This window comes from Neorhizobium sp. P12A (assembly GCF_008365395.1).
GTDB lineage: Bacteria > Pseudomonadota > Alphaproteobacteria > Rhizobiales > Rhizobiaceae > Rhizobium.
In genome coordinates this window covers 688,199-714,011 of record NZ_QOVX01000002.1, presented here as the reverse complement: position 1 = coordinate 714,011, position 25,813 = coordinate 688,199, and the positions used below count along the sequence as shown (strand labels likewise).

At 60.0% G+C, this 25,813-nt stretch carries 26 protein-coding genes and 1 pseudogene; 9 read left to right on the top strand and 18 right to left on the bottom strand.

The window, feature by feature from the left end; genetic code table 11:
• The first annotated feature begins 100 nt into the window (after nucleotides 1-100).
• Both DTW90_RS09480 and DTW90_RS09475 read left to right on the top strand, forming a co-directional pair.
• A complete protein-coding gene (locus DTW90_RS09480; RefSeq protein WP_149337866.1) occupies nucleotides 101-1,474 on the top strand; it encodes a glutamate--cysteine ligase in 1,374 nt (457 codons plus the stop codon).
• Nucleotides 1,475-1,627: 153 nt separating this feature from the next.
• Nucleotides 1,628-2,485, top strand: a complete 858-nt coding sequence (locus DTW90_RS09475; protein ID WP_149337864.1) for a DUF937 domain-containing protein — start codon at nucleotides 1,628-1,630, stop codon at nucleotides 2,483-2,485.
• Nucleotides 2,486-2,598: 113 nt separating this feature from the next.
• Here the strand turns inward: DTW90_RS09475 and DTW90_RS09470 are convergent, their stop codons facing one another.
• Nucleotides 2,599-2,856 carry a hypothetical protein gene (locus tag DTW90_RS09470; protein WP_245512652.1) on the bottom strand — a complete coding sequence of 86 codons (258 nt, stop codon included), beginning with the start codon at nucleotides 2,854-2,856 and terminating at the stop codon, nucleotides 2,599-2,601.
• 253 nt (nucleotides 2,857-3,109) lie between these two features.
• Between DTW90_RS09470 and DTW90_RS09465 the strand changes: the two genes are divergently transcribed.
• Nucleotides 3,110-4,063 carry a LysR substrate-binding domain-containing protein gene (locus DTW90_RS09465; protein WP_149337862.1) on the top strand — a complete coding sequence of 318 codons (954 nt, stop codon included), beginning with the start codon at nucleotides 3,110-3,112 and terminating at the stop codon, nucleotides 4,061-4,063.
• Nucleotides 4,064-4,066: 3 nt separating this feature from the next.
• On the opposite strand, the gene DTW90_RS09460 is transcribed toward DTW90_RS09465, so the two are convergent.
• The 4 genes from DTW90_RS09460 to DTW90_RS09445 all read right to left on the bottom strand — a co-directional run bounded on the left by DTW90_RS09460 (nucleotide 4,067) and on the right by DTW90_RS09445 (nucleotide 7,276).
• On the bottom strand, nucleotides 4,067-4,702 hold the full coding sequence (locus DTW90_RS09460; RefSeq protein WP_149337860.1) for a TetR/AcrR family transcriptional regulator: 636 nt from the start codon (nucleotides 4,700-4,702) through the stop codon (nucleotides 4,067-4,069).
• A 268-nt stretch (nucleotides 4,703-4,970) separates the two neighbouring features.
• On the bottom strand, nucleotides 4,971-5,846 hold the full coding sequence (locus DTW90_RS09455) for a dienelactone hydrolase family protein (protein WP_149337858.1): 876 nt from the start codon (nucleotides 5,844-5,846) through the stop codon (nucleotides 4,971-4,973).
• Between the two features lie 148 nt (nucleotides 5,847-5,994).
• Nucleotides 5,995-6,411: an MAPEG family protein gene (locus DTW90_RS09450; RefSeq protein WP_132521356.1), complete on the bottom strand. Its 417-nt coding sequence runs from the start codon at nucleotides 6,409-6,411 to the stop codon at nucleotides 5,995-5,997.
• Between the two features lie 115 nt (nucleotides 6,412-6,526).
• Nucleotides 6,527-7,276 (bottom strand): SDR family oxidoreductase, encoded by a 750-nt coding sequence (locus DTW90_RS09445; RefSeq protein WP_149337856.1) that lies wholly within the window; start codon nucleotides 7,274-7,276, stop codon nucleotides 6,527-6,529.
• Nucleotides 7,277-7,387: 111 nt separating this feature from the next.
• On the opposite strand from DTW90_RS09445, the gene DTW90_RS09440 reads away from it, so the two are divergent.
• Nucleotides 7,388-8,302 (top strand): LysR family transcriptional regulator, encoded by a 915-nt coding sequence (locus tag DTW90_RS09440; RefSeq protein ID WP_149337855.1) that lies wholly within the window; start codon nucleotides 7,388-7,390, stop codon nucleotides 8,300-8,302.
• A 9-nt stretch (nucleotides 8,303-8,311) separates the two neighbouring features.
• On the opposite strand, the gene DTW90_RS09435 is transcribed toward DTW90_RS09440, so the two are convergent.
• The gene (locus DTW90_RS09435) at nucleotides 8,312-8,881 is read right to left on the bottom strand and encodes a hypothetical protein (protein WP_149337853.1); all 570 of its coding nucleotides are present in this window, start codon (nucleotides 8,879-8,881) and stop codon (nucleotides 8,312-8,314) included.
• A gap of 3 nt (nucleotides 8,882-8,884) precedes the next feature.
• A complete protein-coding gene (gene guaB, locus DTW90_RS09430) occupies nucleotides 8,885-10,369 on the bottom strand; it encodes an IMP dehydrogenase (RefSeq protein WP_132521348.1) in 1,485 nt (494 codons plus the stop codon).
• Between the two features lie 327 nt (nucleotides 10,370-10,696).
• Here guaB and DTW90_RS09425 point away from each other — a divergent pair, with 327 nt between their 5' ends.
• On the top strand, nucleotides 10,697-11,005 hold the full coding sequence (locus tag DTW90_RS09425) for a DUF1476 domain-containing protein (RefSeq protein ID WP_132521346.1): 309 nt from the start codon (nucleotides 10,697-10,699) through the stop codon (nucleotides 11,003-11,005).
• Nucleotides 11,006-11,052: 47 nt separating this feature from the next.
• On the opposite strand, the pseudogene DTW90_RS09420 reads toward DTW90_RS09425, so the two are convergent.
• Nucleotides 11,053-11,969, bottom strand: a pseudogene (locus tag DTW90_RS09420) (MBL fold metallo-hydrolase).
• 324 nt (nucleotides 11,970-12,293) lie between these two features.
• Here DTW90_RS09420 and DTW90_RS09415 point away from each other — a divergent pair.
• Entirely contained in the window at nucleotides 12,294-13,733 is a 1,440-nt protein-coding gene (locus tag DTW90_RS09415) for an MFS transporter (protein ID WP_149337851.1), read from the top strand.
• A 6-nt stretch (nucleotides 13,734-13,739) separates the two neighbouring features.
• Here the strand turns inward: DTW90_RS09415 and DTW90_RS09410 are convergent, their stop codons facing one another.
• The 5 genes from DTW90_RS09410 to DTW90_RS09390 all read right to left on the bottom strand — a co-directional run bounded on the left by DTW90_RS09410 (nucleotide 13,740) and on the right by DTW90_RS09390 (nucleotide 19,254).
• The gene (locus tag DTW90_RS09410) at nucleotides 13,740-14,123 is read right to left on the bottom strand and encodes a VOC family protein (protein ID WP_132521340.1); all 384 of its coding nucleotides are present in this window, start codon (nucleotides 14,121-14,123) and stop codon (nucleotides 13,740-13,742) included.
• Between the two features lie 64 nt (nucleotides 14,124-14,187).
• Nucleotides 14,188-14,907 carry an RlmE family RNA methyltransferase gene (locus tag DTW90_RS09405; RefSeq protein ID WP_149337850.1) on the bottom strand — a complete coding sequence of 240 codons (720 nt, stop codon included), beginning with the start codon at nucleotides 14,905-14,907 and terminating at the stop codon, nucleotides 14,188-14,190.
• Nucleotides 14,904-16,496, bottom strand: a complete 1,593-nt coding sequence (locus DTW90_RS09400) for a Ppx/GppA phosphatase family protein (protein ID WP_149337848.1) — start codon at nucleotides 16,494-16,496, stop codon at nucleotides 14,904-14,906. The genes DTW90_RS09405 and DTW90_RS09400 overlap by 4 nt, the downstream gene beginning before the upstream one ends.
• Before the next feature lie 184 nt (nucleotides 16,497-16,680).
• Nucleotides 16,681-17,766 carry a UDP-glucose 4-epimerase GalE gene (gene galE, locus DTW90_RS09395; protein ID WP_348642636.1) on the bottom strand — a complete coding sequence of 362 codons (1,086 nt, stop codon included), beginning with the start codon at nucleotides 17,764-17,766 and terminating at the stop codon, nucleotides 16,681-16,683.
• 561 nt (nucleotides 17,767-18,327) lie between these two features.
• Entirely contained in the window at nucleotides 18,328-19,254 is a 927-nt protein-coding gene (locus DTW90_RS09390) for an SDR family oxidoreductase (protein ID WP_149337844.1), read from the bottom strand.
• Nucleotides 19,255-19,460: 206 nt separating this feature from the next.
• Between DTW90_RS09390 and DTW90_RS09385 the strand changes: the two genes are divergently transcribed.
• On the top strand, nucleotides 19,461-20,036 hold the full coding sequence (locus DTW90_RS09385; protein WP_246664934.1) for a sugar transferase: 576 nt from the start codon (nucleotides 19,461-19,463) through the stop codon (nucleotides 20,034-20,036).
• Nucleotides 20,037-20,237: 201 nt separating this feature from the next.
• On the top strand, nucleotides 20,238-21,596 hold the full coding sequence (locus DTW90_RS09380; protein WP_149338412.1) for an O-antigen ligase family protein: 1,359 nt from the start codon (nucleotides 20,238-20,240) through the stop codon (nucleotides 21,594-21,596).
• A gap of 14 nt (nucleotides 21,597-21,610) precedes the next feature.
• On the opposite strand, the gene DTW90_RS09375 is transcribed toward DTW90_RS09380, so the two are convergent.
• From DTW90_RS09375 to DTW90_RS09365, 3 genes are all read right to left on the bottom strand, one after another.
• On the bottom strand, nucleotides 21,611-22,228 hold the full coding sequence (locus tag DTW90_RS09375; protein ID WP_149337840.1) for a pyridoxamine 5'-phosphate oxidase family protein: 618 nt from the start codon (nucleotides 22,226-22,228) through the stop codon (nucleotides 21,611-21,613).
• Between the two features lie 11 nt (nucleotides 22,229-22,239).
• Nucleotides 22,240-22,704 carry a nuclear transport factor 2 family protein gene (locus tag DTW90_RS09370; protein ID WP_149337838.1) on the bottom strand — a complete coding sequence of 155 codons (465 nt, stop codon included), beginning with the start codon at nucleotides 22,702-22,704 and terminating at the stop codon, nucleotides 22,240-22,242.
• Between the two features lie 65 nt (nucleotides 22,705-22,769).
• Nucleotides 22,770-23,321 (bottom strand): peroxidase-related enzyme, encoded by a 552-nt coding sequence (locus DTW90_RS09365; RefSeq protein ID WP_149337836.1) that lies wholly within the window; start codon nucleotides 23,319-23,321, stop codon nucleotides 22,770-22,772.
• A 106-nt stretch (nucleotides 23,322-23,427) separates the two neighbouring features.
• On the opposite strand from DTW90_RS09365, the gene DTW90_RS09360 reads away from it, so the two are divergent.
• Complete coding sequence (locus tag DTW90_RS09360; protein ID WP_149337834.1) at nucleotides 23,428-24,327, top strand: LysR family transcriptional regulator; 900 nt, start codon at nucleotides 23,428-23,430, stop codon at nucleotides 24,325-24,327.
• On the opposite strand, the gene DTW90_RS09355 is transcribed toward DTW90_RS09360, so the two are convergent.
• Entirely contained in the window at nucleotides 24,324-25,127 is an 804-nt protein-coding gene (locus tag DTW90_RS09355) for an anti-sigma factor (RefSeq protein WP_245512645.1), read from the bottom strand. The genes DTW90_RS09360 and DTW90_RS09355 overlap by 4 nt on opposite strands.
• On the bottom strand, nucleotides 25,124-25,753 hold the full coding sequence (locus DTW90_RS09350; RefSeq protein WP_132521322.1) for an RNA polymerase sigma factor: 630 nt from the start codon (nucleotides 25,751-25,753) through the stop codon (nucleotides 25,124-25,126). The genes DTW90_RS09355 and DTW90_RS09350 overlap by 4 nt, the downstream gene beginning before the upstream one ends.
• Nucleotides 25,754-25,813: the final 60 nt, after the last annotated feature.

The window sequence follows — 25,813 nt, the reverse complement described above, 5'->3', positions numbered from 1 at the left end:
TTGAAAGAATTTCACTTGCACCGTACCTGAGTGCGGTCCTATCAGCCTTCCCAGTCGGCCTCAGGTTTTTCCGGGCCTTTCCAGAGTTCAAGGTAATCCCATGGCCCGCGACACCACCGACCAGACACCGCTCTCTTCGGTTTCCGAACTCACCACCTACCTTGCCGAGGGGAGCAAGCCGACGGAGCGCTTCCGCATCGGCACCGAACACGAGAAATTTGCCTTCTTCCGCGCCGACAACAGCCCGGTTCCCTATCTTGGCGACGCCAGCATTTCGGCGCTGCTCAAGGGCATGCGCGACAAGCTCGGCTGGGAAGAAATCGTCGACGCCGGCAATATCATCGGCCTTGCCGAACCCCATGGCATGGGCGCGATCTCCATCGAGCCGGGCGGCCAGTTCGAACTGTCGGGCGCACCGCTTGAGACCCTGCACCAGACCTGCAAGGAATCGAACCAGCATCTGGCAACCGTGCGCGAGATCGCCGAGCCGATGGGCATTCGCTTCCTCGGCATCGGCGGCAGCCCGAAGTGGACGCTGGCCGAGACGCCGCGCATGCCGAAATCGCGCTACGACATCATGACCCGTTATATGCCGAAGGTCGGCACCAAGGGTCTCGACATGATGTACCGCACCTGCACGATCCAGGTGAACCTCGACTTCTCCTCCGAAGAGGACATGCGCAAAAAGATGCGCGTCTCGATGAAGCTTCAGTCGCTTGCTACGGCTCTTTTCGCCTCCTCGCCCTTCACCGAAGGCAAGCCGAACGGCCTCAAGTCCTGGCGCGGCGATATCTGGCGCGACACGGACAATCAGCGCTCAGGCCTGCTCGACTTCACCTTCCGCGACGATTTCCGTTTCGAGCATTATGTCGAATGGGCGCTCGACGTGCCAATGTATTTCATCGTGCGCGACGGCCGCTATCATGACTGTACGCATGTCACCTTCCGCCAGTTCATGAACGGCGCGCTGAAGGGCGAGGTCGCCGCGTGGGAGCCGACCATGGGCGACTGGACGAACCATCTGTCGACGCTCTTCCCCGACGTGCGGCTGAAGCGGTTCCTCGAAATGCGCGGCGCCGACGGCGGCCCCTGGCGGCGCATCTGCGCACTGCCGGCCTTCTGGGTCGGCCTGCTCTATGACGATGGTGCGCTCGAGGCTGCCGATGTCCTGACCAAGGATTGGTCGTATGATCAGGTCAACGCACTGCGCGACGTCGTACCCGTCGAGGGTCTGAAGGCTTCGATCGGCGGCCATGGTCTCTATGACATCGCGCGCGAAGTCGTGGAAATTTCCCGCCTCGGATTGAAGTCCCGCGCCCGGTTGAATGGCGAAGGTCAGGACGAGACCGTGTTCCTCGCGCCGCTCGACGAAGTGCTCGCCAAGCGGGGGACGCTCGCGGACGATCTGCTGATGCTCTATAACGGCCGCTGGAACCAGTCGGTCGAGCCCGTCTTCGAGGAATACCAGTACTGATCCGACTACCGATCGGCTTTCATACCGATTTTCAGCAATTTTCTTGGGCAGGCGCAATCGGCAAAAAGCGGTTTGCGCCCTCCCTTTTCCCGCTATACTGCCACCACCATAGGCAATGCGATTCCGGGCTTCCCGGGGGAAAAGGGGACTTCCATGCTGCCACTCTTCGATATGATGATGCAGGCCCAGAACGGGGCGGCGATGGAGGCGATGAGCAAGCAGTTCAACCTTGCCCAGGAACAGACCACCAAGGCGATGGCCGCGCTGATGCCGGCCTTTTCCTCCGGCTTCAAGCGTAGCGCCACCGATCCCTATAATTTCACCAGCCTGATGCAGTCGATCGCGTCTGGCAACTATGCCAAGTATTTCGAGGATATGAGCAAGGCCTTCACGCCCGAGGGCATTGCCGATGGCAACAATGTGCTGGCGCGGCTCTTCGGTTCCAAGGACGTCTCGCGGGCGATCGCAGCACAAGCCGCGCAGATGACGGGTATCGGCCAGGAGATCTACAAGCGGATGTTGCCCGTCATGGCCGACACGCTGGTCGGCGGGTTGTTCAAGGAGACGACGGGGCAGATCAATGTCGCAGCCAACCCCTTCCTCAACACTGACATGGGCGAGATGATGCAGACCTGGTTGCAGACGATGGGCTTTGCGCCGAAGCAAAAGCCGACGCCGCAGCAAAGCATCTTCGACAACCCCTTTACCCAGGCGATGGAACTGATGTTCGGCGAACAGGCACCGGAGCGCGCGCCCGCCAATCCGTTCCTCGACAATCCCTTCGCCAAGGCTTTCCAGGATATGATGCGCGGCGCTGCCCGCCCGCCTGAGCCGGCCAAGGAGCCGCCGCCGGCTGTAGCCGGCATCGACATGGCGCAATATACCAACATGCTCAACGCCATGTTCGACAGCGGTCTCGAGGTTCAGAAGAACTATCAGAAGAACATGGAAGCCATCTTCGATACCTATCTGAAGCCGTCGGATACGCCGTCTGCTCCCGCAAAAAAGTAAGCGATCACTTACAAAGCGAACAAAAAAACCCGGTGCTGGTTGGGAAACCGAACACCGGGTAAAAGGCAGGGCTATTGGCTATCACCCTGCGGGGAACTGTTTGACGTCAACCGCTATCGGCGCAACGAGTCCAGAAAGGCCATGCGTGAGCGGCGGCTGACACGCCGGCTGGCGGCTGCAGTCAGATGGCTCGACGGATCCTCGAAGTAGGCCGAGGATAGAAACGCCGAATCCAAGTCGTGACGCGTCAATCCGATATCGCGCAACTGGTTGTCGTCGAGATCGTACAGGCTGCTGATCTCCTTGCGATTTCGCAGTGCGCCCAAAAGGGACGTCACTGTTGCAAGGGTAAGCACAATACGCGCTACCATCGTCGGTCGCCGGGACGTTGCGAGGTCGCAGTCCAATATCTGTTCAGGCATATGATATCCTCCTTTCGGCACACAGCGGCCCTCCCCTTCCCCGGGAGGTCCCAAGGACGAGCGAAGGCTGAAATCCCCGGACGAGGCAGGCTGTCCGGTCGATCACTGTGCTGATTTGCAATCGAAAGATGCCAAAGCCCTATTGATCAGTCCAACGAATGTTTCTAATGATTATCATCAAGTACATTTATAGGTGGAACCCATGGCCACGCCGCTCGATATCGATCAGTTGCAGACCTTCATCGCCATCGTGGATTCCGGCAGCTTCACGAAGGCGGCCGATCGCGTCTTCAAGACGCAGTCCGCCGTCTCGATGCAGATGCGTCGCCTGGAAGAGCGCGTCGGCAAGCAACTTTTCATCAAGGACGGCCGCGGCAACCGGCTGAGCGCCGAGGGCGAGAAGCTGCTCAACTATGCAAGGCGCATCATCCGGCTAAACAACGAGGCGATCGCCGCCTTCGACGACAACAGGCTGGAAGGCACGTTGCGGATCGGTACGCCTGACGACTATGCCGATCGCTTCATGCCCGAGATCATCGGCCGTTTCGCCAAGACCCATCCGAATGTCGAGATGTATATCGTCTGCGAACCATCGCCCGACCTTGCCGATCGCATGCTCAAGGGCGAGCTCGATATTGCGCTGGTAACGCACAATCCGCGGCTTCGGGTCTCGGATGTAGTGCGTACCGAGCCGCTCTGCTGGGTCAGTTCCGCGAACCATCCGATCCGCGAGGATGCGCCGGTGCCGCTTGCGGTCGGACGCCGCGACTGTCAGTGGCGGCAGGTCGCCTGTGCGACGCTGGATGCCGTCGGCCGCGATTATCAGATCCTGTTCACCAGTTGGTCCTGTACGGTTGTTGCCGCAGCGGTGCTCGCCGGCATGGCCGTTTCCGTCGTGCCGGAATCCGCGCTGCGCACCGGGATGAAGGTACTGAGCCAGGCCGATGGTTTTCCGCCTCTGCCCCCAGTGCAGATCGGTATCATGAAGCGCGCCGGCGTATCGCCTTCCCTCATGAACGCCATCACCGCGCATATTTCGGCTTGCCTGGACAACATGACGCCACCGATGGTCGACGACGATCTGGAAGGCGATGTGAAGTCCATCACGCGCATTTATCCGCGCATGCGGTCGGGGCAGATACTTCCCAGCTGGTGAGCGTCAGGCGGGATCCGGTTCGGCAAATAGCGTCGCCCGGATCACCGTCTTCCATTCCGCAAGCATGCGGGCCGCGAGTTCGTCGTCGCTCATGACCGCCAGACGGATCGATGCGCCGATCAGATGGCTGAACATATAGCTTCTCGCCTGCATGTCGATACGGCTGTCTGGCGGAATGAGATGGCTGATGCCCTCTCGGAATATCTCGGCCGAGCGCTTGCTATGCTGAATATTCAAGCGAAGCAGGTCCTTATCGGTTTCGGTACCGAGCCAGACGCCAAGATAGGCAAGATCGTTGCGGTACTCCCGATAGTACCAATCGATAATCGAGCAGACGATATCCAGCGCATGGTCGAGCGATTCCACCGAGGCGAAAGCTGTTTCGCTCTTCGCCTGGACCGCAACCGAATGACGATCGAACAGCGCTTTGACGATTGCCGCCTTTTCCGGAAAATACTGGTAGAGCGAACCAATCGGCACGCCGGCCTCGACGGCCAACTCCGTCATCTTCATCGCGTTTACGCCCTTGTCGGCAATCAACTTGGCCGCAGCGGCAAGAATTGCATCCACGCGCTGTATGCTGCGCTCCTGCTGAGGCTGCCTGCGTGGCCTGATGCGGGACAATCTGTCTGGGCTCATCCTGTTTCCATCGTCTGACATCGAACGATCCGTAGCCGGATTCGAACCGGAGAGGTTCGTCTCGATATCACACGACCGCGTTCAGGCCGCGTAAACATGGATATTTCAATTTTAAGTATTATATCTCAAAATGAAAAAACGGGGCCACGAAGGCCCGAATTAGTACGTCCCGAAGCAGGAATCGCCTTATTTGCTGGTGATCAACGATGCGCTGACTGTCCCGATCTCAAGCAGCAGTAGTCAAGCGGCGAACTCGGTTGCGGCCTGCTCAGGCAAGGTTTTTCTTCAGGAAATCCACCGTGCGCTTCCAGGCGAGGTCTGCCGCGGTCTTGTCATAGCGTGCGGCTGATGTGTCGTTGTTGAAGGCGTGGTTGGCTCCGTCATAGATGTAGATTTCGAAGGTCTTGTTGTTGGCGGCCAGCGCGTCGCGATAGGCATCGATGCCGGCATTGGTGCGGTCGTCGAGACCGGCATAGTGCAGCATCAGCGCTGCCCTGATGGTCGGCACGTCCTCGATTGGCGGCTGCATCCCGTAATAGGCGACTGCCGCCTTCAATTCCGGCGATTTGGTTGCAAAAAGATTGGCAAGACCACCGCCCCAGCAGAAACCCACCACTCCGACACTGCCGTTGACGCCATCGATATTGGCGAGATAGCTCAGGCTCGCCTCGGCATTGGAAACGGTCATCGTTCGGTCTAGCTTGCCGAACATGTCGCGAGCCTTGTCTTCGTCATTAGGCGTTCCGCCGAGCGGCGAAAGAAAGTCGGGGGCAAGAGCGACAAAGCCTTCCAGCGCCATGCGGCGCGCGACATCGCGGATATGCGGATTGAGGCCGCGGTTTTCGTGGATGATGATGACGCCCGGCGCCGGCGCAGACACATTCTTTTGCCGGACGAGATAACCTTTCATATCTCCGCTGGTGCCGGGATAGGTGACATCCTTCGCCTCCAGCCTGTCGTCGTCCGGCTTGATCATTTCGGCAGCCGCCTTGTTGGCCGAAAGCAACGGAGCGATGGCTGCGGCGGCACCTGCCGAACCGGCGAGCTTCGTCAGCTTTTCCATGAAAGCGCGGCGGTCGAGCGTCAGATGCGTATATTCATCATAGGCATTGATCATCGCCTGTGTGACGACGGGCTTTTCCATCTTGATCCTCCATGGTCATCGCGGGCCCTCTGCCGACGAGGAAACCGTCCCATGGGAAGATATGTCAGGGACGACTTATGGAAGAACACAAGCGCGTTACCGCTTGCGGTTGACTACACTGGCGTGTGGTCGAGCGCGTCGGCGCGTGTCAGGAAAAGGCCATCCAGATGCCGAGCCATCCCCACATCGCGACGACAACCAGAAAACCCAGCGCGAACAGCGGGCTGCGATAGCGCAGATTGTTGCTCGTCACGTGGACGAAGGCATGCGCATAGCGCGAGACGACGAAAATCCAGGCGAGGATAAGCGCCGGCAGGTTATCGGCCTCGGTGATGAAAAGCACGATGGAGACGGCGTAGAAGAGGACCGGGAGTTCGAACTGGTTGGCGATGCTATTGCGAACAACCAGGCTTTCGGCGGGTTCGTCACGATTTTCGCGGAACTGTTCCTTCTGTATCTTCCCCGCCTTTACCCCCGCGGAACGCCGGATGCTGAGAAGGCCATAGAGAATGAAGACGAGGACGGCATGCGCCAAAAGGGGCCAGAACATTTCATAGCCGGTCATTCGGCGCTCCTGTGCGGTTCAAGTTCGGCAGAAGCAGTAAATGAAATCGACCACCGCTGCCAGCATCCGGAGCAGGCATCCGCCGCTATTTCGCGGCGGATGTTTCATTCAGCAATCAGACCTGTGCCTGTCCGCCGTCAGCGAAGAGTTCGACGCCGTTGACGAAGCTGGAATCATCCGATGCCAGGAACAGGGCGGCGCCTGCGATCTCGTCGACATGGGCGACGCGACCGAGCGGGACCTGGGTTGCCATATAGTCGAGAAGGCCCTTTTGCTGGGCGGCGTCTTCGCCGGCAAGACCCACCAAGCCGGGCGTTTCGGTCGGGCCCGGGCTCAGCGTGTTGATGCGGATGCCGCGATCCTTAAGGTCGAGGATCCAGTTGCGGGCAAAGTTGCGGACCGCGGCCTTGGAGGCGCTGTAGACGCTGAAATTCGGCGTGCCTGTTATGCTTGTCGTGGAACCCGTGAGGATGACGGAAGATCCCTTGACCAGCAGCGGCAGGGCCTTCTGCACGGTGAAGAGGACACCCTTTACATTACGGTCGAAAGTATCGTCGTATTGCTCCTCGGTGATTTCGCCGAGCGGCAGCATCGAGCCGCCGCCGGCATTGGCGACAAGCACGTCGATGCGGCCGGCTTCGTTCTTCACCCGTTCATAGAGCCGGTCGAGATCGGTCAGATTGCTCGAATCCGCCTGGACGGCGATCGCGCCGATCTCTTCGGCTGCCGTCTTCAATGCATCGGCGCGGCGGCCGGTGATGAAGACGCGGGCACCCTCTGCGACGAAGCGTCTGGCGATGCCAAGACCGATGCCGGAATTGGCGCCTGTGACCACGGCAACCTTGCCCTGAAGTCTTGCTGTCATTGTTCTTTCTCCGTTTGAACTCGACTGCAGTGTCGATGCCAATTGAGATATGGACGCGGACATCGTTTCTAAATAGAAAGAAATGCAAATTATCATTGCAGGATTGAAACGATGGCGCTTCCCGATTTCGAGGGCCTGGCAATGTTCGCCAAGGTGGCAGAGGAGCGATCCTTTGCGCGGGCAGCGAAAGCGATGGGGCTTTCCGTCGCCACCGTCTCGCGCGGCGTGGGCAGGCTCGAGGAGCGGCTGGGGGCGCGGCTTTTCAATCGCACGTCACGCAAACTGTCGCTGACCGATTTCGGTCGTCAGCTTGCGGAACGGGCATCGAGGATCTATTGCGACGCAGAGGAGATCGAGAATGCGGCGCGCGAGCTTTCCAGCCGGCCGCGAGGCTTGATCCGGCTGGCGGCGCCGATGACCTTCGGCGTCCACTGGGTGGCGCCGATCCTGCCCGATTTCTTCGAGCTCTATCCCGATATTCAGATCGACCTTCATCTGAGCGATGCCGTCGTCGATCTTGTGGCAGACGGTTTTGATGCGGCCTTGCGCATCGCTGTTCTGCCCGACTCGTCGCTTGTCGCGCGCCGGATCACGCCGGTGTCGCCCTTCATTCTCGCGGCACCGGCCTATCTTGAAAAGCACGGCTGCCCGCAACATCCGCGGGATCTCGCCGCCCATCATATCCTCGGTTACACCTATCGGCCGCGGCAGGATGTCTGGCGGCTCAGAAGCAATGCCGGAGAGGAAGAGGTGGTCACGCCGAACGGGCCGCTGCGCGCCACCAATTCGGAGGCGCTGGTGCCGCTTGCCCTGCGCGGCCTCGGCATTTGCGAGCTGCCGGAATTCATGGCGAGCGAGTACATTGCCGATGGGCGTCTCAAACCCATCCTGACCGACTGGACGCTGCCGAGCGGCGCACTCTATTTCGTCACGCCATCCGCACGCGCTCGCCCCGCCAAGGTCGATGCACTGGCGGATTTCGTGGCGACTCGGCTTTCCAATCCGACATGGCGCTGGCCGCGCTGAGGCTTGATGTTACTCGGAATCGCCGTGAGAGAGGCCGCGATAGGCGGCAAAGCGCGCGAGCATGATGACGATGATGACAAGCAGCGCGAATTTCATCCGCACGAGGATCGGTAAGGTGACCGACAGGAGAGAAATGGTCCCATCGGAGGGACTGGCGGGCGGGTAGAGCAGCAGGCCCGCTATATTCTCTGCGTAATCCACCAACGTATAGAGGACCGGCAGCGCGAAGATGACCGCGACGGCGCCGGGCGGGAGCGCCCGACCGAAAAAGAAGCCTCCGGGCTCCGCCTTCTGCATCAGAAGGAAAAGGAGTGCGCCGAGCAGCGCAGGGAAAATCAGCTCGGGGCCGAGATAGAGTGCGTGCTGGATGGCAACGGCATCGGGATGTCCGCGCAGAAACTGCAGCATGTCGAGAACGTCGCCGCTCTCGTAGCCGGCAATGCGGGCGTCGAGCATGTCCCGTCCCGCGGCAACGGCGCGGAACGGCAGAACGAAGCCGAGATAGGTCCAGGCAAAGAGAGCAGTGCAGAGGACGGCGAGGATCGCCGCCACCGCTGTCGTGGGCTTGCGGCCCGGCATCAATCAGGCGCCGGCGCCGGGATAGTTCGGGCTTTCGCGGGTGATCGTCACGTCATGCGGGTGGCTCTCGCGCAGGCCGGCGCCGGAGATGCGCACGAAGGTGGCGCGCTCCTGGAACTCCTTGAGGTCCTTGCCGCCGACATAGCCCATGGCCGCCTTCAGGCCGCCTGCGAGTTGGTGCAGCACGCCGGAGACCGGACCCTTGTAGGGAACCTGGCCTTCGATACCTTCAGGCACGAGCTTCAGCGTATCGCGGACTTCCGCCTGGAAGTAACGATCCGCGGAGCCGCGCGCCATGGCACCTACGGAGCCCATGCCGCGATAGGCCTTAAAGGAACGGCCCTGGTAAAGATAAACTTCGCCCGGGCTTTCGTCGGTGCCGGCCAGCAGCGAGCCGATCATCACGGCGGAGGCGCCCGAGGCGATCGCCTTGGCGACGTCGCCGGAGAACTTGATGCCGCCGTCGGCGATGACAGGAATGTTCTGCGCCTGCGCTGCCTCGACCGCCGACATGATGGCGGCAAGCTGCGGAACGCCGACGCCAGCGACGATACGCGTCGTGCAGATCGAGCCCGGGCCAATACCGACCTTGACCGCATCCGCACCGGCATCGATCAGCGCCTTGGTGCCTTCCGACGTCGCGACGTTGCCGGCCATCACGCGCACCGAGTTGGAGAGCTTCTTGACGCGGGTGACGGCTTCGAGAACGCGGGCCGAATGGCCGTGCGCCGTATCGACGACGAGGAGGTCGACGCCAGCCTCGATCAGACGTTCGGCGCGCTCGAAACCATCATCGCCGACGCCGATGGCGGCAGCGGCACGAAGGCGGCCCTGCGCATCCTTTGACGCATTGGGGTTCAGCTGCGACTTTTCGATATCCTTGACGGTGATGAGGCCGACGCAACGGCCTTCGCCGTCGACGACAAGCAGCTTTTCGATGCGGTGCGCGTGCAGCAAGCGCTTGGCTTCCTGCTGTTCGACGCTTTCCTTGACCGTGACCAGGTTCTCCCGTGTCATCAACTCGTAGATCTTCTGGGACGGATCGGATGCAAAGCGGACGTCGCGGTTGGTGACGATGCCGACGAGGCGGCCGGACTTCTCGACGACGGGAATGCCCGAGATGCTGTGCATCTTCATCAGGCCCAGCGCATCGGCCAGCGTCGCATCGGGACCGATGGTGACGGGATTGACGACCATGCCGCTTTCGAACTTCTTGACCTGGCGGACCTGTTCGGCCTGCTCGCTGGGGGTCAGGTTCTTATGGATGACGCCGAGGCCGCCGGCCTGCGCCATGGCGATGGCAAGGCGGCCTTCAGTGACCGTGTCCATGGCGGATGAAAGGATCGGAATATTCAGGTCGAAATCAGTCGCAATCCGCGTTGCGACACTGGTCTGGCCAGGCAGAACCTCGGAATGCCCGGGTTGCAGCAGCACGTCATCAAAGGTGAGAGCGTCTAGGCCGGTTGGCGTTTCTACGATGCGAGCCATTGCCAATTCCTTCATTCTTCAGGAAATGCAGAACCATCCGGAACGAATCGTCCGCCCGGCGGCGTTGCAAGAGTTACTTGGAAGTTGGCGAGGGCTGGTAACACGTCTATGACAGGAAGGGAATACCAAAAGCGCATGTGCGACATGCGCAAATGAGGGAGGTGACGACCTTCCCTGCCAAAATTATCGACCTCAAAAATTTTGCACTGCATCGAAGAATATCTTCTGCATCTACACCAATTTTAAAATACTTCCATGTATAACTCCCCTCATAGCCTTCGGACAAGAGAGGCTAATATTTAATTTACCAAAACGGGGACTTTAATTATGACAGCATTACAACGCCGGGCACGTGCGCTCGAGAATAACTATGCCTATGAGCAGGAATTCATGTTCAAGGCGCAGGCTCGCCGCAACAAGCTGATTGCGCTCTGGGCCTCCGCCATGATGCATCATGACGATGCGCAGGCCTATGCCAACGAATTGATTGCAGCCGACATTGCCCAGCCGGATGGAGCTTTCGATCGCCTTCGCCACGATTTCAACGAGTCCGGTGTCGTTGTGCTCGACGACGAACTTCGCACCCGCATGGCCAACATGCTGAAGGACGTCGCTGCCGAAATGTACCGCAGCTGATCGTCGAAGGCCGGCGAAACATGCGCTTCGCCGGCATCTCTTCTTACTTATAGGTCGAACTGATAGCTCTTCGGCACGTAGCGGAAGCCGCTGCCGTTCTTCTCCACAAAACCAACAGCCGGGAACGGCATGTGAAAGCCGAGGAAGGCGATCCTGTCCGTTGCGATCATATCGAAGACGCGGCGGCGGCTTTGTGCTGCCTGCGCCTTGTCCATATCGAAGCGAACTTCCCAATCGGGATTCTGCAGCGACAGAATATAGTGATTGGCGGTATCGCCGGTCATGACCAGTTGCTTGCCGTCGGACTCGACATGAAAGACCATGTGGCCGGGCGTATGGCCCGTTGCAAGCATCGCGGTCATTCCCGCTACAACCTGATCGCCTTCCCCGATGAACGTCGTCTTTTCGGCAAACGGCGTGACGTTCGACAGAACGAGCTTGTGGCCGCCTTCGGCTGCGGTGCCTTCACGCGCTTTGTCGGACCAGAAGTCATATTCCTTGCGGCCAGCGACATAGCGCGCATTCGGGAAGGCCGGAGCCCCGTCTTCCACCATGCCGCCGATATGGTCCCCGTGCAGATGGGTCAGCGCGACCACGGTTACCTGTTCGGGCGCATAGCCTGCCGCCTTTAGGCCGGCGAGCAGCAATCCGTTGCCCCTCTCCCGTCCCGGTTTGCCGAAGCCGGTATCGACGACGACCAGATCAGAACCGGTGTCGATGATAGCAGGCGCATAGGTGTTCACGAACCTGTCGGTCGGCAGGAAATTGTCGGATAGCATTTTCTGAACCGTCTCAGGCTGCTGGTTCGCGCCGAAGGTTTCCCAGGGCTTCTCGATAATGCTCAAGCCGTCGCGGACGACTGTCACAGTGAAGGAGCCGAGCTTGAACTGGTGTACCGGCGGAAGCAATGCGGCAGTCATGTTTTCATTTCTCCAGTTTGCGCGGCTGATGCCGCGCGGGTCATCATCAAATGGTTTGCCAAAAGAGCTGTCGTCTTGCGACGTTGGATAGAGCCTGCGGGTGAAGGCGGGCGAATTGGTCACGCCTTCAGGCCCTTTAAAATCGCCTTCGAACCGAGTATCTACTCTATGCGTTTAGCAATTCGATGCGTTTAGCATATGTCAAACATATTGCCGTAGACTGCAGTGCAAGTGGCTTCACGAAGACGTGATCGCGAGAGGTTTCCGGAGCGGATTCCGGGATTGGCAGCGGCCACGCTTAGGACTACAGAGCGGGTGCCCGCGCCAGCGGCCCTTTCCAGAAATGACAACTTCCAAGGCGCCCGCCTATGAATCGTATTGTTCCTCTGATCCTTGCCGTCGCCCTTTTCATGGAACAAATGGACTCCACGGTCATCGCGACCGCGCTGCCAGCCATCGCTGCGGATCTTCATGTCGGGCCTATTACGCTAAAGCTTGCACTCACCTCCTACATGGTGGCACTGGCAGTCTTCATCCCTATCAGCGGCTGGATGGCTGATCGCTTCGGGGCAAAATTCATTTTCCGCTGCGCCATCGGCGTCTTCGTCGTCGGCTCGATCATGTGCGCCTTCTCGGGCGGGTTGCTTGAATTCGTCTTCGCCCGCTTCCTTCAGGGCGTCGGCGGCTCGATGATGACGCCGATCGGACGACTTGTGCTGGTGCGCACGACGAAGCGCAGCGATCTGGTTTCCGCCATGGCGCTGCTCAGCATCCCGGCTCTCGTCGGACCGCTCGCGGGACCGCCGCTCGGCGGCTTCATCACCACCTATTTCTCGTGGCACTGGATCTTCCTGATCAACGTGCCGGTGGGCGTCCTCGGCGTCGTTCTGGCGACGATCTTTCTGCCTGAGGTCGAGGCCGTGCAGCCGCCGAAGCTGGATTTCATCGGCTTCCTGCTGACCTCCTTTGCGGCTGCGGGCGTTGTCTTCGGCATGTCCGTCATCAGCCTGCCGGCGCTGCCGCCGATCGTTGGTATCAGCGCCGTCGTCGTCGGCTTCATCTGCGGCTTCGTCTATATCGGCCATGCCCGTCGCCATCCCGCGCCGATCCTGAACCTCAATCTGCTGCGCAACGGGACGTTCCGCGCGTCGGTCACGGGCGGTACGCTCTTCCGCATCTGCATCGGCGCCATGCCGTTCCTCACGCCTTTGATGCTGCAGCTCGGTTTCGGCTTGAACCCGTTTCAGTCAGGCCTTATCACCTTTGCCGGTGCGATCGGGGCGATCACAACGAAGTTTATCGCACGTCGGGTCTTTGCAGCCGTCGGCTTCAAGACGGCGCTTCTGTCGGCCGCTTTCGTGACGACAGTCACGACCATCACCACGGGAATGTTCGAGCCGTGGACCTCACATCTGCTGATCGTCGGCGTGCTTCTGATCGGCGGCTTCGCGCGCTCGTTCTTCTTTACCGGCATCAATGCGCTGGCCTTTGCCGACATCGATGACAAGGAAGCAAGCCAGGCGACCTCGATGAGTTCAGTCATGCAGCAGATCAGCCTTGCACTTGGCGTTGCCGTTGCCGCGCTGATCCTCGAAACCAGCACCTTCTTCAGCGGAACGTCCCTGACGGTCTTCGACTTCCATGTCGCGTTCTACGCGATTTCGGTGCTGACGGTCATTGCGACCATCCCGTTCATCCGGATGGATCGCAGCGCCGGCGCCGTCGTCTCGGGCCACAAGGCCGGTTTGAAGCGGGTGGCACAGCTTCAGCCGCAGTTGCAGCAGACGCAATCGCCGATGGTCAAGTAGGAAGGGCTATTCCGCGGTCTCGCAAACGGCGGACAGCTTGTTGCCGTCAGGATCCCTTACATAGGCCGCGTAGAAATGCGCGTGATAGGATCGCAGGCCCGGAGCGCCCTCGTCCACGCCGCCATGGGCCAAGGCCGCAGCGTGGAAGGCATCGACATCGGCACGGGTTTCCGCATGCAGCGCGACCATCGATCCATTGCCGACAGTTGCTGAACGGTGATTGAAAGGGGTGACGACCCATAGCCGGCAGCGCGTGTCGCCATCCGCCGCATAGCCGATCTCCTCCTCAGCATCGCGCTGGCGCCTGTAGCCGAGGATCGGCAGTACGGTGTCGTAGAAGCTTCGTGCGCGGGGCATATCGTTGGTGCCGAGGGTTACATAGAGAAGCATGTGTTGATGTATACGCCTTTGACTATCGATGAACGTACATCATCGAACGAAAGGCCCGGCTAAATCAACCCTCTGCGGCTTCGCCCACGGTTTTGCGGCCCTTGAAGCCCTTTGCCAGCAGGAACATCTCCACCGATTCCGCACGCGACGACGCCGGCTTGACGTGAACGACCTGGCGGAAATTCTGCTTCAGCAAGGTCAGCAGCTCGCGCTCGGTCCCACCTTGGAACGTCTTCGCGAGGAAATGGCCGCCTTCTGCCAGAACCTCGACGGCGAAATGTGCTGCCACCTCGCAGAGATGCATGGTTCGCAGATGGTCGGTGCGCTGGTGGCCGGTCGTGGGCGCCGCCATATCGGAAATGACGAGATCCGGCGTTCCGCCGACAGCTTCCATGAGCAGTTGCGGCGCCTGGGGATCGAGGAAGTCCAACTGCAGGATCTTGACCCCGGGAAGCTGCGTCATTTCCAGGAAATCGATCGCCGCAACGCGAATGTCTTCGTCGGTCGAGCCGGTGACGTTCGCAGCGATCTGCGACCAGCTGCCCGGCGCAGCGCCCAGATCGATGATGCGGCGCGCGCCTTTCAGGATGTGATGCTTTTCGTCGATTTCGAGCAGCTTGAAGGCAGCGCGGGCGCGATATCCCTCGAGCTGCGCGCGCTGCACATAGGGATCGTTGATATGCCGCTGCAGCCATTGCCGCGACGAGGCTTTCAACTTCTTCTTCTTGACCGTCTGGCCAAGTTTACGGCCGGTTCGGTTACCGGCGATCGGCGGCTTGGTCATTCCTGCGGCCCTTTCGAATCCCTTGGACGGTGGCGGCGCGCGCGGTTGCGGCGCCATACGCCATCATCGGCCATCATGTCGGTGAGCAGCCCCTCGCGAAGGCCACGATCGGCAACACGCATGCGCGGGCTCGGCCAACGGCGGCGGATCGCCTCCAGGATCGCGCAGCCGGCGAGCACAAGATCGGCGCGATCAGGGCCTATGCACGGATTGGCGGCGCGGCCGGCAAAATCCCATGACAGCAGCTTTGCCTGCATCGCCGTCACTTCCGCATCGGACAGCCAGACGCCATCGACCTTGCGGCGATCGTAGCGCGGAAGATCGAGATGAACGCCGGCAAGCGTCGTCACCGTTCCCGATGTGCCGATCAGATGAAAATTGCCGGCTTCGACAAGCGCCTCATGGATAGGCGGGCAATCGAAGCTCGCCAGCATCCCCTGCACTTCAACGACCATCGTCTCGAAGACGTCGGGCGTCACGTCGCGGCCACCGTGGCGCTCGGACAGCGTCACGACGCCGACGGGTAGCGATGTCCAATGGGTAATGTGATTGGCAAGCCGGCTCGAGCGGTTTTCGTCGATTCTGATGACGGCGATTTCGGAGGAGCCACCACCGATATCGAAGAGGACGACCGACCGCGCTTCGGGACCGACCAGCGACGAGCAGCCCGATACGGCCAGCCGCGCCTCAGTTTCGCGATCGATGATTTCCAGCTCAAGCCCCGTCTCTGATGTAACGCGGGCAAGGAAGGCTTCGCCATTCTCAGCCGCGCGGCAAGCTTCGGTCGCGATCAGCCGCATGCGGCGAATCTCGCGGCTCTTAAGTTTAGACGCGCAGATGCGCAACGCCTCGACAGCGCGATCCATGGCATCGCCGGACAGCCTGCCGCTGGCGCCAAGCCCCTCGCCCAGGCGTACGATACGTGAAAAGGCGTCTACGACGCGGAACTGCCCCGGCCGGGTCGGCTGTGCGATCAGCAGCCGGCAATTGTTGGTGCCGAGATCGAGCGCCGCATAGAGATCGGCCGGATAGGAGCGTTCTTCATCGGCCGCCGCATGCGATCGAGCCGACCCGCCATCGCGACGAGAATGAGGAGGTCGCGCGTCATGAAACCTGTTATCGGCATGGCCCGGCGCGTGATCGCCACCGGATCTTCCGGTCGGCGTCACGATTTGCGGCTGCTTTTCCTGCGCGAGCGGACGGCCCTGCAAGCCGCGTTTACCGCGGTGCTTGCGTCTCTGCTTTCCCTTTCGGAAAACCGATTGGGAATTCTCCTCCGTAACGGTCCGTTGGGGAGCAGCCTTGCTGGCTTGCATGGGAGCGGGTGACGTTGCGCCAGCCTGCGAGCCGCCACGGGAACGGCGGCGACGCTTGCGCTTATGGGCCGGGGAGCCAGCATCGTCTTCTGTCGGGCGCATCGCCGCCAGATCGGTCTTGCCGCTCTGGCTGGATTCGGCAGAAAAAGCGGCATTGCGGGGAAGCCCGCTACGCTTACGCTTGCCACGCCGGGAGGATTTGCCCTTCCTGCGTTCTTCTGCCGTCGATGCCCCGCCGGATTGCGGCTTTGCGCCGCTGTCGGGGTCTCTCACTGTGTCTTTTCCACCGCGCCGCGCAACGCCAAAAAGGCATGCAGCAGGCGCTCATTCGATTTTTCGTTGGCGTGAGGATACCAGCAGGACAGGCTTTAGCCAAATTCTTTTTGATACCAGAGATTTCGGGCGCCTCTGCACCCTTGGGGGAGCAGAAGCAATCTCATCGAAACAGCCTGTAAACCTAGCCGGCTACCGGATTTCCGCGAAACTCCCAGTTGCTTGGCGCGCGGGTCAGCGGCATCTCGTCCTGCAGCAGCGATGCCTGCCAATGCCATGTGCTGGCGCACATGTCCTCCAACGTTCTGGTTGCCGTCCAGTTGAGATAGCGCGCAGCCTTTTGCGGATTGGCATAGCAGACCGCGACATCGCCGCGTCGCCGCGGCTCCAGGCGATAGTGGACGCTTCGCCCGCTGACGGCCTCGAAGGTCCTTGCCATCTCCAGGACACTGTGACCTTTTCCCGTTCCGAGATTGAAGGTGTGCCAGCCGCGGCTTTCCCGAAGGAAATCGAGTGCTGCCAGATGGCCTTCGGCAAGGTCCATCACGTGGATATAGTCGCGAATGCCCGTGCCGTCAGGCGTTTCGTAATCGCTTCCGAAGACGCTGAGGCGCGGCAGCTTGCCCGCGGCAACCTGTGCGATATAGGGCATCAGATTGTTCGGCAGGCCGATCGGATCCTCGCCGATGAGGCCGCTCTTGTGAGCGCCGACGGGATTGAAGTACCGCAAGCAAGCGATCCGCCAATCGGAATGCGACTGCGCCACGTCATACAGCATATCCTCGATATGCAGCTTGCTTCTTCCATAGGGATTGGTCGTCCGCTTGGGATGATCCTCATCGATCGGCGTGTAGTCCGGATGGCCGTAGACCGTGGCACTCGAGCTGAACACCAGTTTCCTGATCTCCATGGCGTCCATTGCCTTGAGGAGGCTGATCGTCCCCTGGACGTTGCTCGAATAATAGTTCACCGGCGCGATGATCGATTCATTCACGGCCTTCAGGCCCGCAAAGTGAACGACGGCGGTGACCTGATGCTCCCTTAGAACCTTTAGAAGGAGCCTGGTATCGGCGACATCGCCTTCCACGAAAGCCAATCGCTTTCCCGTAATCGCAAAGAGGCGGTCGACCACGGTAGCGCTGCTATTGCAGAGATTGTCGTAAAGAACGACCCGATGGCCCGCCTGTGTAAGAGCCACGGCCGCGTGACTCCCAATGTACCCTGTACCCCCAGTCAGCAGAACGCTCACACTATTACTCCGCTGTATCATGGCATCGACGGCAGTTTTCCCGACGTCCGTCTTTGCATCCCCACAACTATCCGGCCATCGTCCTCAGCAGAACGAAGCCAGACCCCCGATACTCACTCGAATCCCCACCTTACAAACAAGAAACGCGCACCAAATAGTATTTCCGGGAGCCATCATTACGAAGACATGCAACATACAGCATTACATTATCAAAAACTGACGAATGTATTTACATATTACTTATAATATATTTCGTATTTCACAACTTTGCCTTCTCAATTCACACAGTGCGCCTTCCGTCACGAGAGGTCAATGCAACCCTTAATAAGTACTTCGAGCTAGACACCTGCCTCAGCCATAATCAGAGACGGGTTGCAATGACGCGCAGCGCTCGTTAAGGCCGAAAACGACTACCAAAAGGACTAGCGATCCAGTGAGAGGGTCTAAATTGCCCTTCCGTCCGGGCTAACGCTGCGTAAGGGCGCCGAAACCTTACGCTTCGGTAAAAAAGTGGTGATAAACGGGATGTTTCACCGCTTCTACGGGGCATACCGATTGGCCCTGCGTGAAATTGATCTACGGCTATACTGAGGTTCGTTCGACTGTAAGTAGAAGTCCCTCATCAATCGAATAGGGCGGCGTCCAGCCTGTAATCGTCCTGGTAACAGTTATATCGACCTGCAGCGAGCCCAACAGCCGCTGCGCAGCCGCGCTGCGTCCGAGAAGCGAAGCAGCGTGCTGCAGAATGGCGGTCGGCACCGGCAGCAGACGCGGCTTGACCCCCATCGCCCCGGCCAACCGTCGCAACAGCTGCGCGATGGAAAGGTCCGCACCGTCGCTGACAAGGAAGACATGGCCCGGCGCTTGAGGATGATGGGCACTCAGCAGAATGAAATCCACCAGATTGCCGACAAAGACCAGCGAGCGTTTGTTCGCTACGCGTCCCAACGGTAGGGGAATGCCGCGGCGGACCCATTTCATCATGCTGGCAAAATTGGCCTTGACGCCAGGACCGTAGACGAGCGGAGGCCGGATGACCACGATCTCCAGTCCTGTGGCCCGCCCCAATGCAAAAAGCGCCTGTTCTGCCTCCCATTTGGATTGTCCGTAGGGGTCCTCGGGTCGAGGGACGTCGGAGGCCGTGAACGGCCTTCCCTTCTCTGTCGCCTCACCATTCACCTTGATCGAGCTTATGAAGACGAGGCGCTTCGCCCCTGACGCCACGGCCTGGCGAGCCAGATTCAGCGTCGCATCGACGTTGGCTGCGCGGAAGGCGGCAAGCGGATCGGCCGCCTCATCATTCATGACGTGAACGCGGGCGGCCAGATGGATGACAGTATCAATACCTTTGAGGGCCTCAGACCAGTCCGTGGCGGCATCAATCGCTCCGATCGGATGGAAGCCGGTTTGCGGTTTGCGACTGACCGGCCTGTAGGGCAGCTGCCGCCTGGAAAGCTCGGCGCAGAGCGCATGCCCCACGAAGCCCGTTGCCCCCGTCACCAATATCATGCGGCGCTCCATCGATTGTCCCTCGCCTGCTTAGGCGTCGATCGGGCCTTTCGCAACATATGTCCGGCCGTTTGCACAGGCGCGGAAGCCAGCCAATTCGAGCAAAACGCGATCAAAGCGATTGTGAAAGGCAGGCGGATATGAGATTTCACGCGACACCACCACGTTCGCCAGAGATAAAGCCGCTGAGAGCGGTGCAGGGAATAATCGTGTATCCGATTGCCAAACGCCTTTTCGATCTGTCGGTCGCCTGCTTGGCCTCGATCGTTTTCCTCATTCCGATTCTGATCATCGCGGCGGCGGTCAAGATCACCTCCAAGGGTCCCGCGCTCTACTGGTCGGACCGGGTCGGGCGTGGCAATCACATTTTCCGCATGCCGAAATTCCGTAGCATGCGGGTGGATACGCCTGCCGTCGCGACCCATCTGCTCACCAATCCCGGCGCCTATCTGACGCCGATCGGATCTTTCCTGCGCAAGTCCAGCCTGGACGAGCTGCCGCAGCTGTGGTGCATCCTGAAGGGTGAGATGAGCCTCGTCGGGCCACGGCCGGCATTGTTCAACCAGCACGATCTGATCGCGCTTCGAACGGAACGCGGCGTCGAAGCGCTGGTCCCCGGGCTGACCGGGTGGGCGCAGATCAACGGGCGCGACGAGTTGCCGATACCGCAGAAGGTGAAACTCGACGAAGACTATCTGCGCCGGCGCTCGTTTCTTCTGGATTTGCGCATCCTCTTCCTGACGGCTGCGCAAGTAGTTCGCAGCCACGGCGTGACCCATTAACAACAGTGGACACTGATTTAGCTTGAAAGACGTGATCGCCTCAATCTCGGCAAAAAGAGTTGTGTAATTGCCGGCCACGATCTCTCGCAGGCGCGTAGAAATCTCGATATAGCAACTATAGCATTGCGTGTAGACGAAGGCGGCTGTCTACACGAAAGCCGATCGATCGAGGAGCCGCATGATGAAGTTGTGTCGGTGTCCATGACCTTTGAGATTTCCAAGACCAAGATGCCATTGCTTCTTACACTGTTCGGAAGCTTGCTATGGATCCTTGCAGCATCAGCGCTTCTGGTCGAAACGGACACCTATCGCTACGTCTGCGGTATACTTGCGCTGATAGGGTTGACCTACTATCTGCGCATGCCCAACCGACCGCGCACGAACCGGCTCGGATGGCTTTGCATGGCCTGGGGCGCCTATGTCATCATTCGCTATCTGATCGTCTATTTCACGACGTCGCCGCATGAAGTCGGTGCATCCGACTGGCTCTACGCCTTTCCCTTTTTCTTCCCGATCCTGGGCTTCGCGTTCGCCCTCTATGCGCCTTACATGGAAAGGATCATCGCTGCCTTTCTTGGCATAACGCTGGTCATGCTTGCGGTAACCGTCAGCCTGCATATCCGGGAGATTTTTGCCGGCGACACGATCCGTCCTCTCATCATGAACAACCAGATCCATGGCGCGGTCGCCTGCGGCCTCATCATCATCTTCACGAGCTTCTGGTTGCTGCATTACCTGACTGACAGCAGGGCAAATCCGCTCATCGCCCGTTTTGCTTTCGTCGCGTCGCCGCTGATTTTCGCGCTCTGTCTGATCGCCATCTATGGCGCCAAGTCAAAAGGCGTGTGGCTCGCGATGGGCATCACGCTGCCTGTGCTTGCCGTCGTCATGCTGCGCTATGTGAAGCTGAAATCCGGCATCCTCGTCATTGCCTGTCTCGCCGTAGCGCTCGTTGCCGCCATTTACGGGGTGCGTGGAAACCTGATCCAGACGGCCGGCCCGACCGTAACCTCGGCCGCGTTGATGATCGACGAAATCACCGGCGGCCACGATATCAATGGCGTGGTCAATGGAACGATCGGCTCCACCGCCACGCCCGTTTCCATGGATCAGCGGCTTCAGCTCTGGTCTAACGGTTGGGAAGTCTTTTCCTCGGCACCGATTTTCGGCTGGGGAAGCAGATGGCTGGAGCGTTGGTACCACACCAAATATGCGGATGTCCCCTATACGCTGCTTCACAATGGCTATCTGGAAATGCTCGTTCGCTACGGTCTCTTCGGCGCCGTCGTGATGTCGATCATTCTTGGCATGCTCGTCGTCTCCGTCCGCCGTGCCTGGCAGGTCGGCGTGATCCCGAGGGCCGCGATGCATGCCTATATGGTGGGGCTGTTCTTCTTTGCCCTGACGCTGCTCAGCAACTCCAACAACAGGCTGGCGATCGGCGAAAGCTTTGCCCTCGTCAGTTCCGCCTTTGCCTGCTGGTGCAACATGCGCGTTCATGGACTAGCCGCAACCTCCAGGCCACAAACGACAGCGCGGGCGGTTGCCGTCAACGAATGACCGGCAACCGGAGCCTATGACTTGCTTTTCAGCTGATCGATCTCGGCTTCGAGCGCCTTGATCCGCGCGTCCTTCTCGGTCATGAGAGCAAGGACCTCAGCCGCTTCGAAACGCTGCGGAATATGCTGCGGGCAATTCGCGTCCCAGGCCTCGACGGTAAAGAGGATCACCTGCTCCGGGCGGGCGCGGTAATCATGGGGCATCAGGCGGCCGATCAACGCGGCATCGTCTTCGACGACGCGAGCGGTCCCCCAGATTTTCACCCGCTGGCGCGTGCCGTAGTCGATCAGGAAGAGATGAGCCTTGGGGTTTTCAGCCAGGTTGCCCTGGCTGATATATTGGCGGTTGCCGGAGAAATCAGCGAAGCCGATCGTCTTTTCGTCCAGCACCGTCAGAAAGCCCGGCGGGCCACCGCGGTGCTGGATATAGGGCTGGCCATCCTTGCTGGCTGTGCCGAGGAAAGCGCTGATCTGGCTTTCGATGAAGACCTTCAGATCCGGCGTAATCTCCGTCATCCACGACCCGCGCTCTTCCATGCTCGCATAGCCGTGCCGCGAGCCCTTGCGCGCCTGGATCTCCTTGACGACGGGAGTAAATGCGATGTCGCTGGAATAAGTCCGGGACATGTCCATAACGTGTGCCTCTAGAAGCCAAGGTCGCTTAGCGACGGATGATCGTCCGGCCGGCGGCCGAGCGGCCAGTGATATTTACGGTCTTTCTCGGCGATGGGGGCATCGTTGATGCAGGCCAGCCGGCGGCGCATCAGTCCGTCATCGTCGAATTCCCAGTTCTCGTTGCCGTAGCTGCGGTACCAGTTGCCGCTGTCGTCGTGCCATTCATAGGCAAAGCGCACTGCAATGCGGTTGCCATCGAATGCCCACAGTTCCTTGATGAGGCGGTAATCGAGTTCGCGGCTCCACTTGCGAGTAAGAAAGGCGACAATGGCCTCGCGACCTTCGATGAATTCGGCGCGATTGCGCCAATGGCTGTCGACGGTATAGGCGAGCGACACGCGCGCAGGATCGCGGGTGTTCCAGCCATCCTCGGCCAGGCGCACTTTTTCGATGGCGGTTTCGCGGGTGAATGGGGGAAGTGGTGGGCGGCTCATAGCTTTCGTCCTTTTTCAAGAGAACCCGCTGGCGCGAATGACGCCAACGGATAAATCAATCTACATCAAGCGGCGTCGCGTGCGCGAACCAGCGGAAAATCGATTTCGGTCTTCAGCGCTTCGTTGAGATAATTGGTCCAGGTGTTGAGAGCGACGTCCAGTATGATTTCTATCACCTGCGCGTCACTGTAGCCTGCGGATTTGACCGCATTGACATCGGCTTCGCTGACATGGCCGCGCGCATGGGCAAGCTTTGCCGCAAAATGTACGGCCACGTCAGCCTTGGCGTCGTTCGAATGGCCGTCGCGATTGGCCTTGATTTCGGCTTCGTCCAACTTGGCGAGATTCTTCGCGAGATAGCTATGGGCGGAAAGACAGTAGCTGCAACCGTTGACCTCGGCCACGGCGAGAGCGATGCGCTCACGCGTTGCTGCTGAAAGGCCGCCCTTTGCGAGTACTCCGGAGACGCCGAGATAACCCTCCAGCGCCGCCGGGCTTGTCGCAACGAGACGGAAGAGGTTGGGGACCACCCCAAGTTGCTTCCCGACGGCCTCAAGCATAGGCTGAGATTTTGCGGGGGCGTCCTGGACTGTTGCCGGGGTTGGAATGCGAGACATAAATTTTACCTCCAAAAGATATTCGACGAATTGTATGTAATTTCTTCCATTTCTTTGCGCTATCTGGCAAATTCGAGAGCGTTATTCTCAAAAAATGGGAGGATGAATGGACCGTCTGGAATCCATGTCGATCTTTGTGATGGTGGTGGAAACCGGCAGCCTTTCCGCCACGTCGCGTAGGCTCGACATGCCGCTCGCAACGGTTAGTCGAAAGGTTGCCGATCTCGAGGATCATCTGCGGACACGGCTTTTCAGCCGCAGCGGCCGAAAACTCTCGCTGACGGACAGCGGGCTGGCCTATTTGGCCTCCTGCAAGCGTATTCTCGAACAGGTGGACGACGCCGAGCGCACCGCGGCCGGGGAATACCAGACGCCGCGAGGCGAGTTGACCATCACGGCGCCCGTGGTCTTCGGCCGGTTGCACGTTCTGCCGGTCGTCGTTGCCTTTCTACGGGCCTTTCCAGAGATCGACATCAGGCTCGCGCTCGTCGACAGGGTCACACATCTCTCCGACGAGCATCTGGACCTGGCGCTACGCATCGGCAACCTGCCCGACAGCGGCATGATTGCCACGCGTCTCGGCTCCATCCACCGCGTCTTCTGCGCAAGTCCTGCCTATCTTCTGGAAAGGAGCACACCGACAGCACCGGAGGATCTGCAGCATCATAGCCTCATCGCCTTCGAAGGCATGGGAGCGTCGCCATCGCAGGCATGGTCATTCAGCAGGGGCGGAGGCGATTTCCAGGTGCCCGTCCGGCCGCGGCTGTCTGTTACGACGGCGGAGGCGGCCATCGATGCTGCCGCCGCCGGCCTTGGGATTGCCCGGGTCCTTTCCTATCAGATTGCCGAGCAGCGCAAGGCCGGGACGATCGTCACGATCCTCGAGGAGTTCGAGCCGGCGCCGTGGCCCGTCAATTTCGTCTATGTCGGGCAAGGTCTGCTGCCGCTGAAATTGCGCGCCTTTCTCGACTTCGCCATTCCCCGGCTACGCACACGGCTGAGCTAGGCCGTCAGCCTTCCGCGCACGCTGTCGGCGAGTTCTTTCATCCGGTCGGCGGAATCATGGCCGATCAGCATGAAGGCGTGGGTGGCATTCGACCAATAGACGACGTTCATGCCACGGCGGCGCTCCATGTCGGGTGCCGCCGCGCCCTTGTCGGAAGGTATGATGCAGAGCGCCATGGGGCCGGTTTCAGGATCGAGATAGGCGATCTGCGCCAGCGGTCTGTTGTCATATTCAAGGATCTGCGCCCGGCGGAAATCCACACCGGGAAGAGCCACGGTTTCCGGCGACAGCGGCAGGCCGACTTTGAAGCCGACCTCGGCGAGCTGCGCCATCTGCGTATTGCGGTCATTGGGAAGCGCACTCAGCGTATCTGTCGTATAGAGCGCCAGATACTCCGCCACCACGGCCCGCCAGTCGCTGCCCTCGTCCGGCCTTGAAATTTCGCGGCCGACCCGGCTGATGGTCTGGTCGACGGCGATGCCGGCGACGAGACACGCTGCGGCCGCGGCGAAGAAACTCCGGCGGCTCATGCCACCCGATGCCTGCCTGCGTCCAGATGTTGTGGGAATGGCGGCCAGCATGGCGTCGAGCCTTGCTGCAGGCGCCTTGTCAAGCAACGGTTGGAAAGCTTCGCCGAACGGCAGGTTGCTGCGCGACAGGAAATCGAAGCGTTCCGCCACGCGTTCATCCGTCTCTATCAATTTCTCGATGTGCTCACGCTCGGGCGAGCCAAGCTCACCGTCCATGAAAGCGACCAGCAATTCATCCGAGGGCATCTGTCTGTCTTCGTTCTGGGTCATCCCTGGCCCCCACTTGTTCGTCTTGCACCATCCGGCGGTCCCATGCCATCCGCCAGTTTCGCCCGCGCTGTCGCCAGGCGGCTCATCACAGTACCGATCGGCACGTCGAGAATTTCCGCCACCTCGCGATAGGAAAGGCCTTCGACATAGGCGAGGAAGACTGCGGTGCGCTGGGCCTCCGGCAAGGCCTGCACCTGCTTCAACACCTGGCCGGCGAGAATATGCGTCTCGGTTTCCCGGGCCCCATCGAAAACCAGCGTCTCATCGGCATCCACGAAACCCTGTCCCATACGCACGCGGCGAGAACGAATTTCGTTCAGCCAGATGGAATGGAGGATGGCAAACAGCCAGCGATCCAATCTCGTTCCGGACACGAACTGCCCGGCGCGTTCCAGCGCCCGCACACAGGTCGCCTGAACGAGGTCGTCCGCCACGTCGCGCTGACGCGACAGGACGACGGCATAGCGCCAGAGCCGCGTCAAATGCTGCGACAGCCCTTTCCTGATGTCGTCTTCGCTCGCTATGGCACCCTCCGCAATGACTGCCTTTTTCGGAGTCGCCGGCCAACCCGGCGACTCCCTTTGTGGCCGACTATAAGCAGGAAATGAAGAATGAGCGATTGACACGCGCATATTCCTTTCGCAAGTGCCGAAAATCATTCGCCGATCTGCTCATGCCGGCTCTGG

Coding starts and splice junctions, on each gene's coding strand:
- DTW90_RS09370 (WP_149337838.1), bottom strand. CDS start 22,704: ATGAGCCGCCCACCACTTCCCCCATTCACCCGCGAAACCGCCATCGAA.
- DTW90_RS09450 (WP_132521356.1), bottom strand. CDS start 6,411: ATGACCGGCTATGAAATGTTCTGGCCCCTTTTGGCGCATGCCGTCCTC.
- DTW90_RS09440 (WP_149337855.1), top strand. CDS start 7,388: ATGGCGCTTCCCGATTTCGAGGGCCTGGCAATGTTCGCCAAGGTGGCA.
- DTW90_RS09365 (WP_149337836.1), bottom strand. CDS start 23,321: ATGTCTCGCATTCCAACCCCGGCAACAGTCCAGGACGCCCCCGCAAAA.
- DTW90_RS09465 (WP_149337862.1), top strand. CDS start 3,110: ATGGCCACGCCGCTCGATATCGATCAGTTGCAGACCTTCATCGCCATC.
- DTW90_RS09470 (WP_245512652.1), bottom strand. CDS start 2,856: ATGGTAGCGCGTATTGTGCTTACCCTTGCAACAGTGACGTCCCTTTTG.
- DTW90_RS09410 (WP_132521340.1), bottom strand. CDS start 14,123: ATGCTTCTCTATGTAACCCTCGGCACCAACGATATGCCCCGCGCACGA.
- guaB (WP_132521348.1), bottom strand. CDS start 10,369: ATGGCTCGCATCGTAGAAACGCCAACCGGCCTAGACGCTCTCACCTTT.
- DTW90_RS09375 (WP_149337840.1), bottom strand. CDS start 22,228: ATGGACATGTCCCGGACTTATTCCAGCGACATCGCATTTACTCCCGTC.
- DTW90_RS09405 (WP_149337850.1), bottom strand. CDS start 14,907: ATGACCAAGCCGCCGATCGCCGGTAACCGAACCGGCCGTAAACTTGGC.
- DTW90_RS09445 (WP_149337856.1), bottom strand. CDS start 7,276: ATGACAGCAAGACTTCAGGGCAAGGTTGCCGTGGTCACAGGCGCCAAT.
- DTW90_RS09460 (WP_149337860.1), bottom strand. CDS start 4,702: ATGAGCCCAGACAGATTGTCCCGCATCAGGCCACGCAGGCAGCCTCAG.
- DTW90_RS09360 (WP_149337834.1), top strand. CDS start 23,428: ATGGACCGTCTGGAATCCATGTCGATCTTTGTGATGGTGGTGGAAACC.
- DTW90_RS09390 (WP_149337844.1), bottom strand. CDS start 19,254: ATGATATTGGTGACGGGGGCAACGGGCTTCGTGGGGCATGCGCTCTGC.
- DTW90_RS09415 (WP_149337851.1), top strand. CDS start 12,294: ATGAATCGTATTGTTCCTCTGATCCTTGCCGTCGCCCTTTTCATGGAA.
- DTW90_RS09435 (WP_149337853.1), bottom strand. CDS start 8,881: ATGCCGGGCCGCAAGCCCACGACAGCGGTGGCGGCGATCCTCGCCGTC.
- DTW90_RS09355 (WP_245512645.1), bottom strand. CDS start 25,127: ATGACCCAGAACGAAGACAGACAGATGCCCTCGGATGAATTGCTGGTC.
- DTW90_RS09425 (WP_132521346.1), top strand. CDS start 10,697: ATGACAGCATTACAACGCCGGGCACGTGCGCTCGAGAATAACTATGCC.
- DTW90_RS09455 (WP_149337858.1), bottom strand. CDS start 5,846: ATGGAAAAGCCCGTCGTCACACAGGCGATGATCAATGCCTATGATGAA.
- DTW90_RS09480 (WP_149337866.1), top strand. CDS start 101: ATGGCCCGCGACACCACCGACCAGACACCGCTCTCTTCGGTTTCCGAA.
- DTW90_RS09475 (WP_149337864.1), top strand. CDS start 1,628: ATGCTGCCACTCTTCGATATGATGATGCAGGCCCAGAACGGGGCGGCG.
- galE (WP_348642636.1), bottom strand. CDS start 17,766: ATGATACAGCGGAGTAATAGTGTGAGCGTTCTGCTGACTGGGGGTACA.
- DTW90_RS09380 (WP_149338412.1), top strand. CDS start 20,238: ATGACCTTTGAGATTTCCAAGACCAAGATGCCATTGCTTCTTACACTG.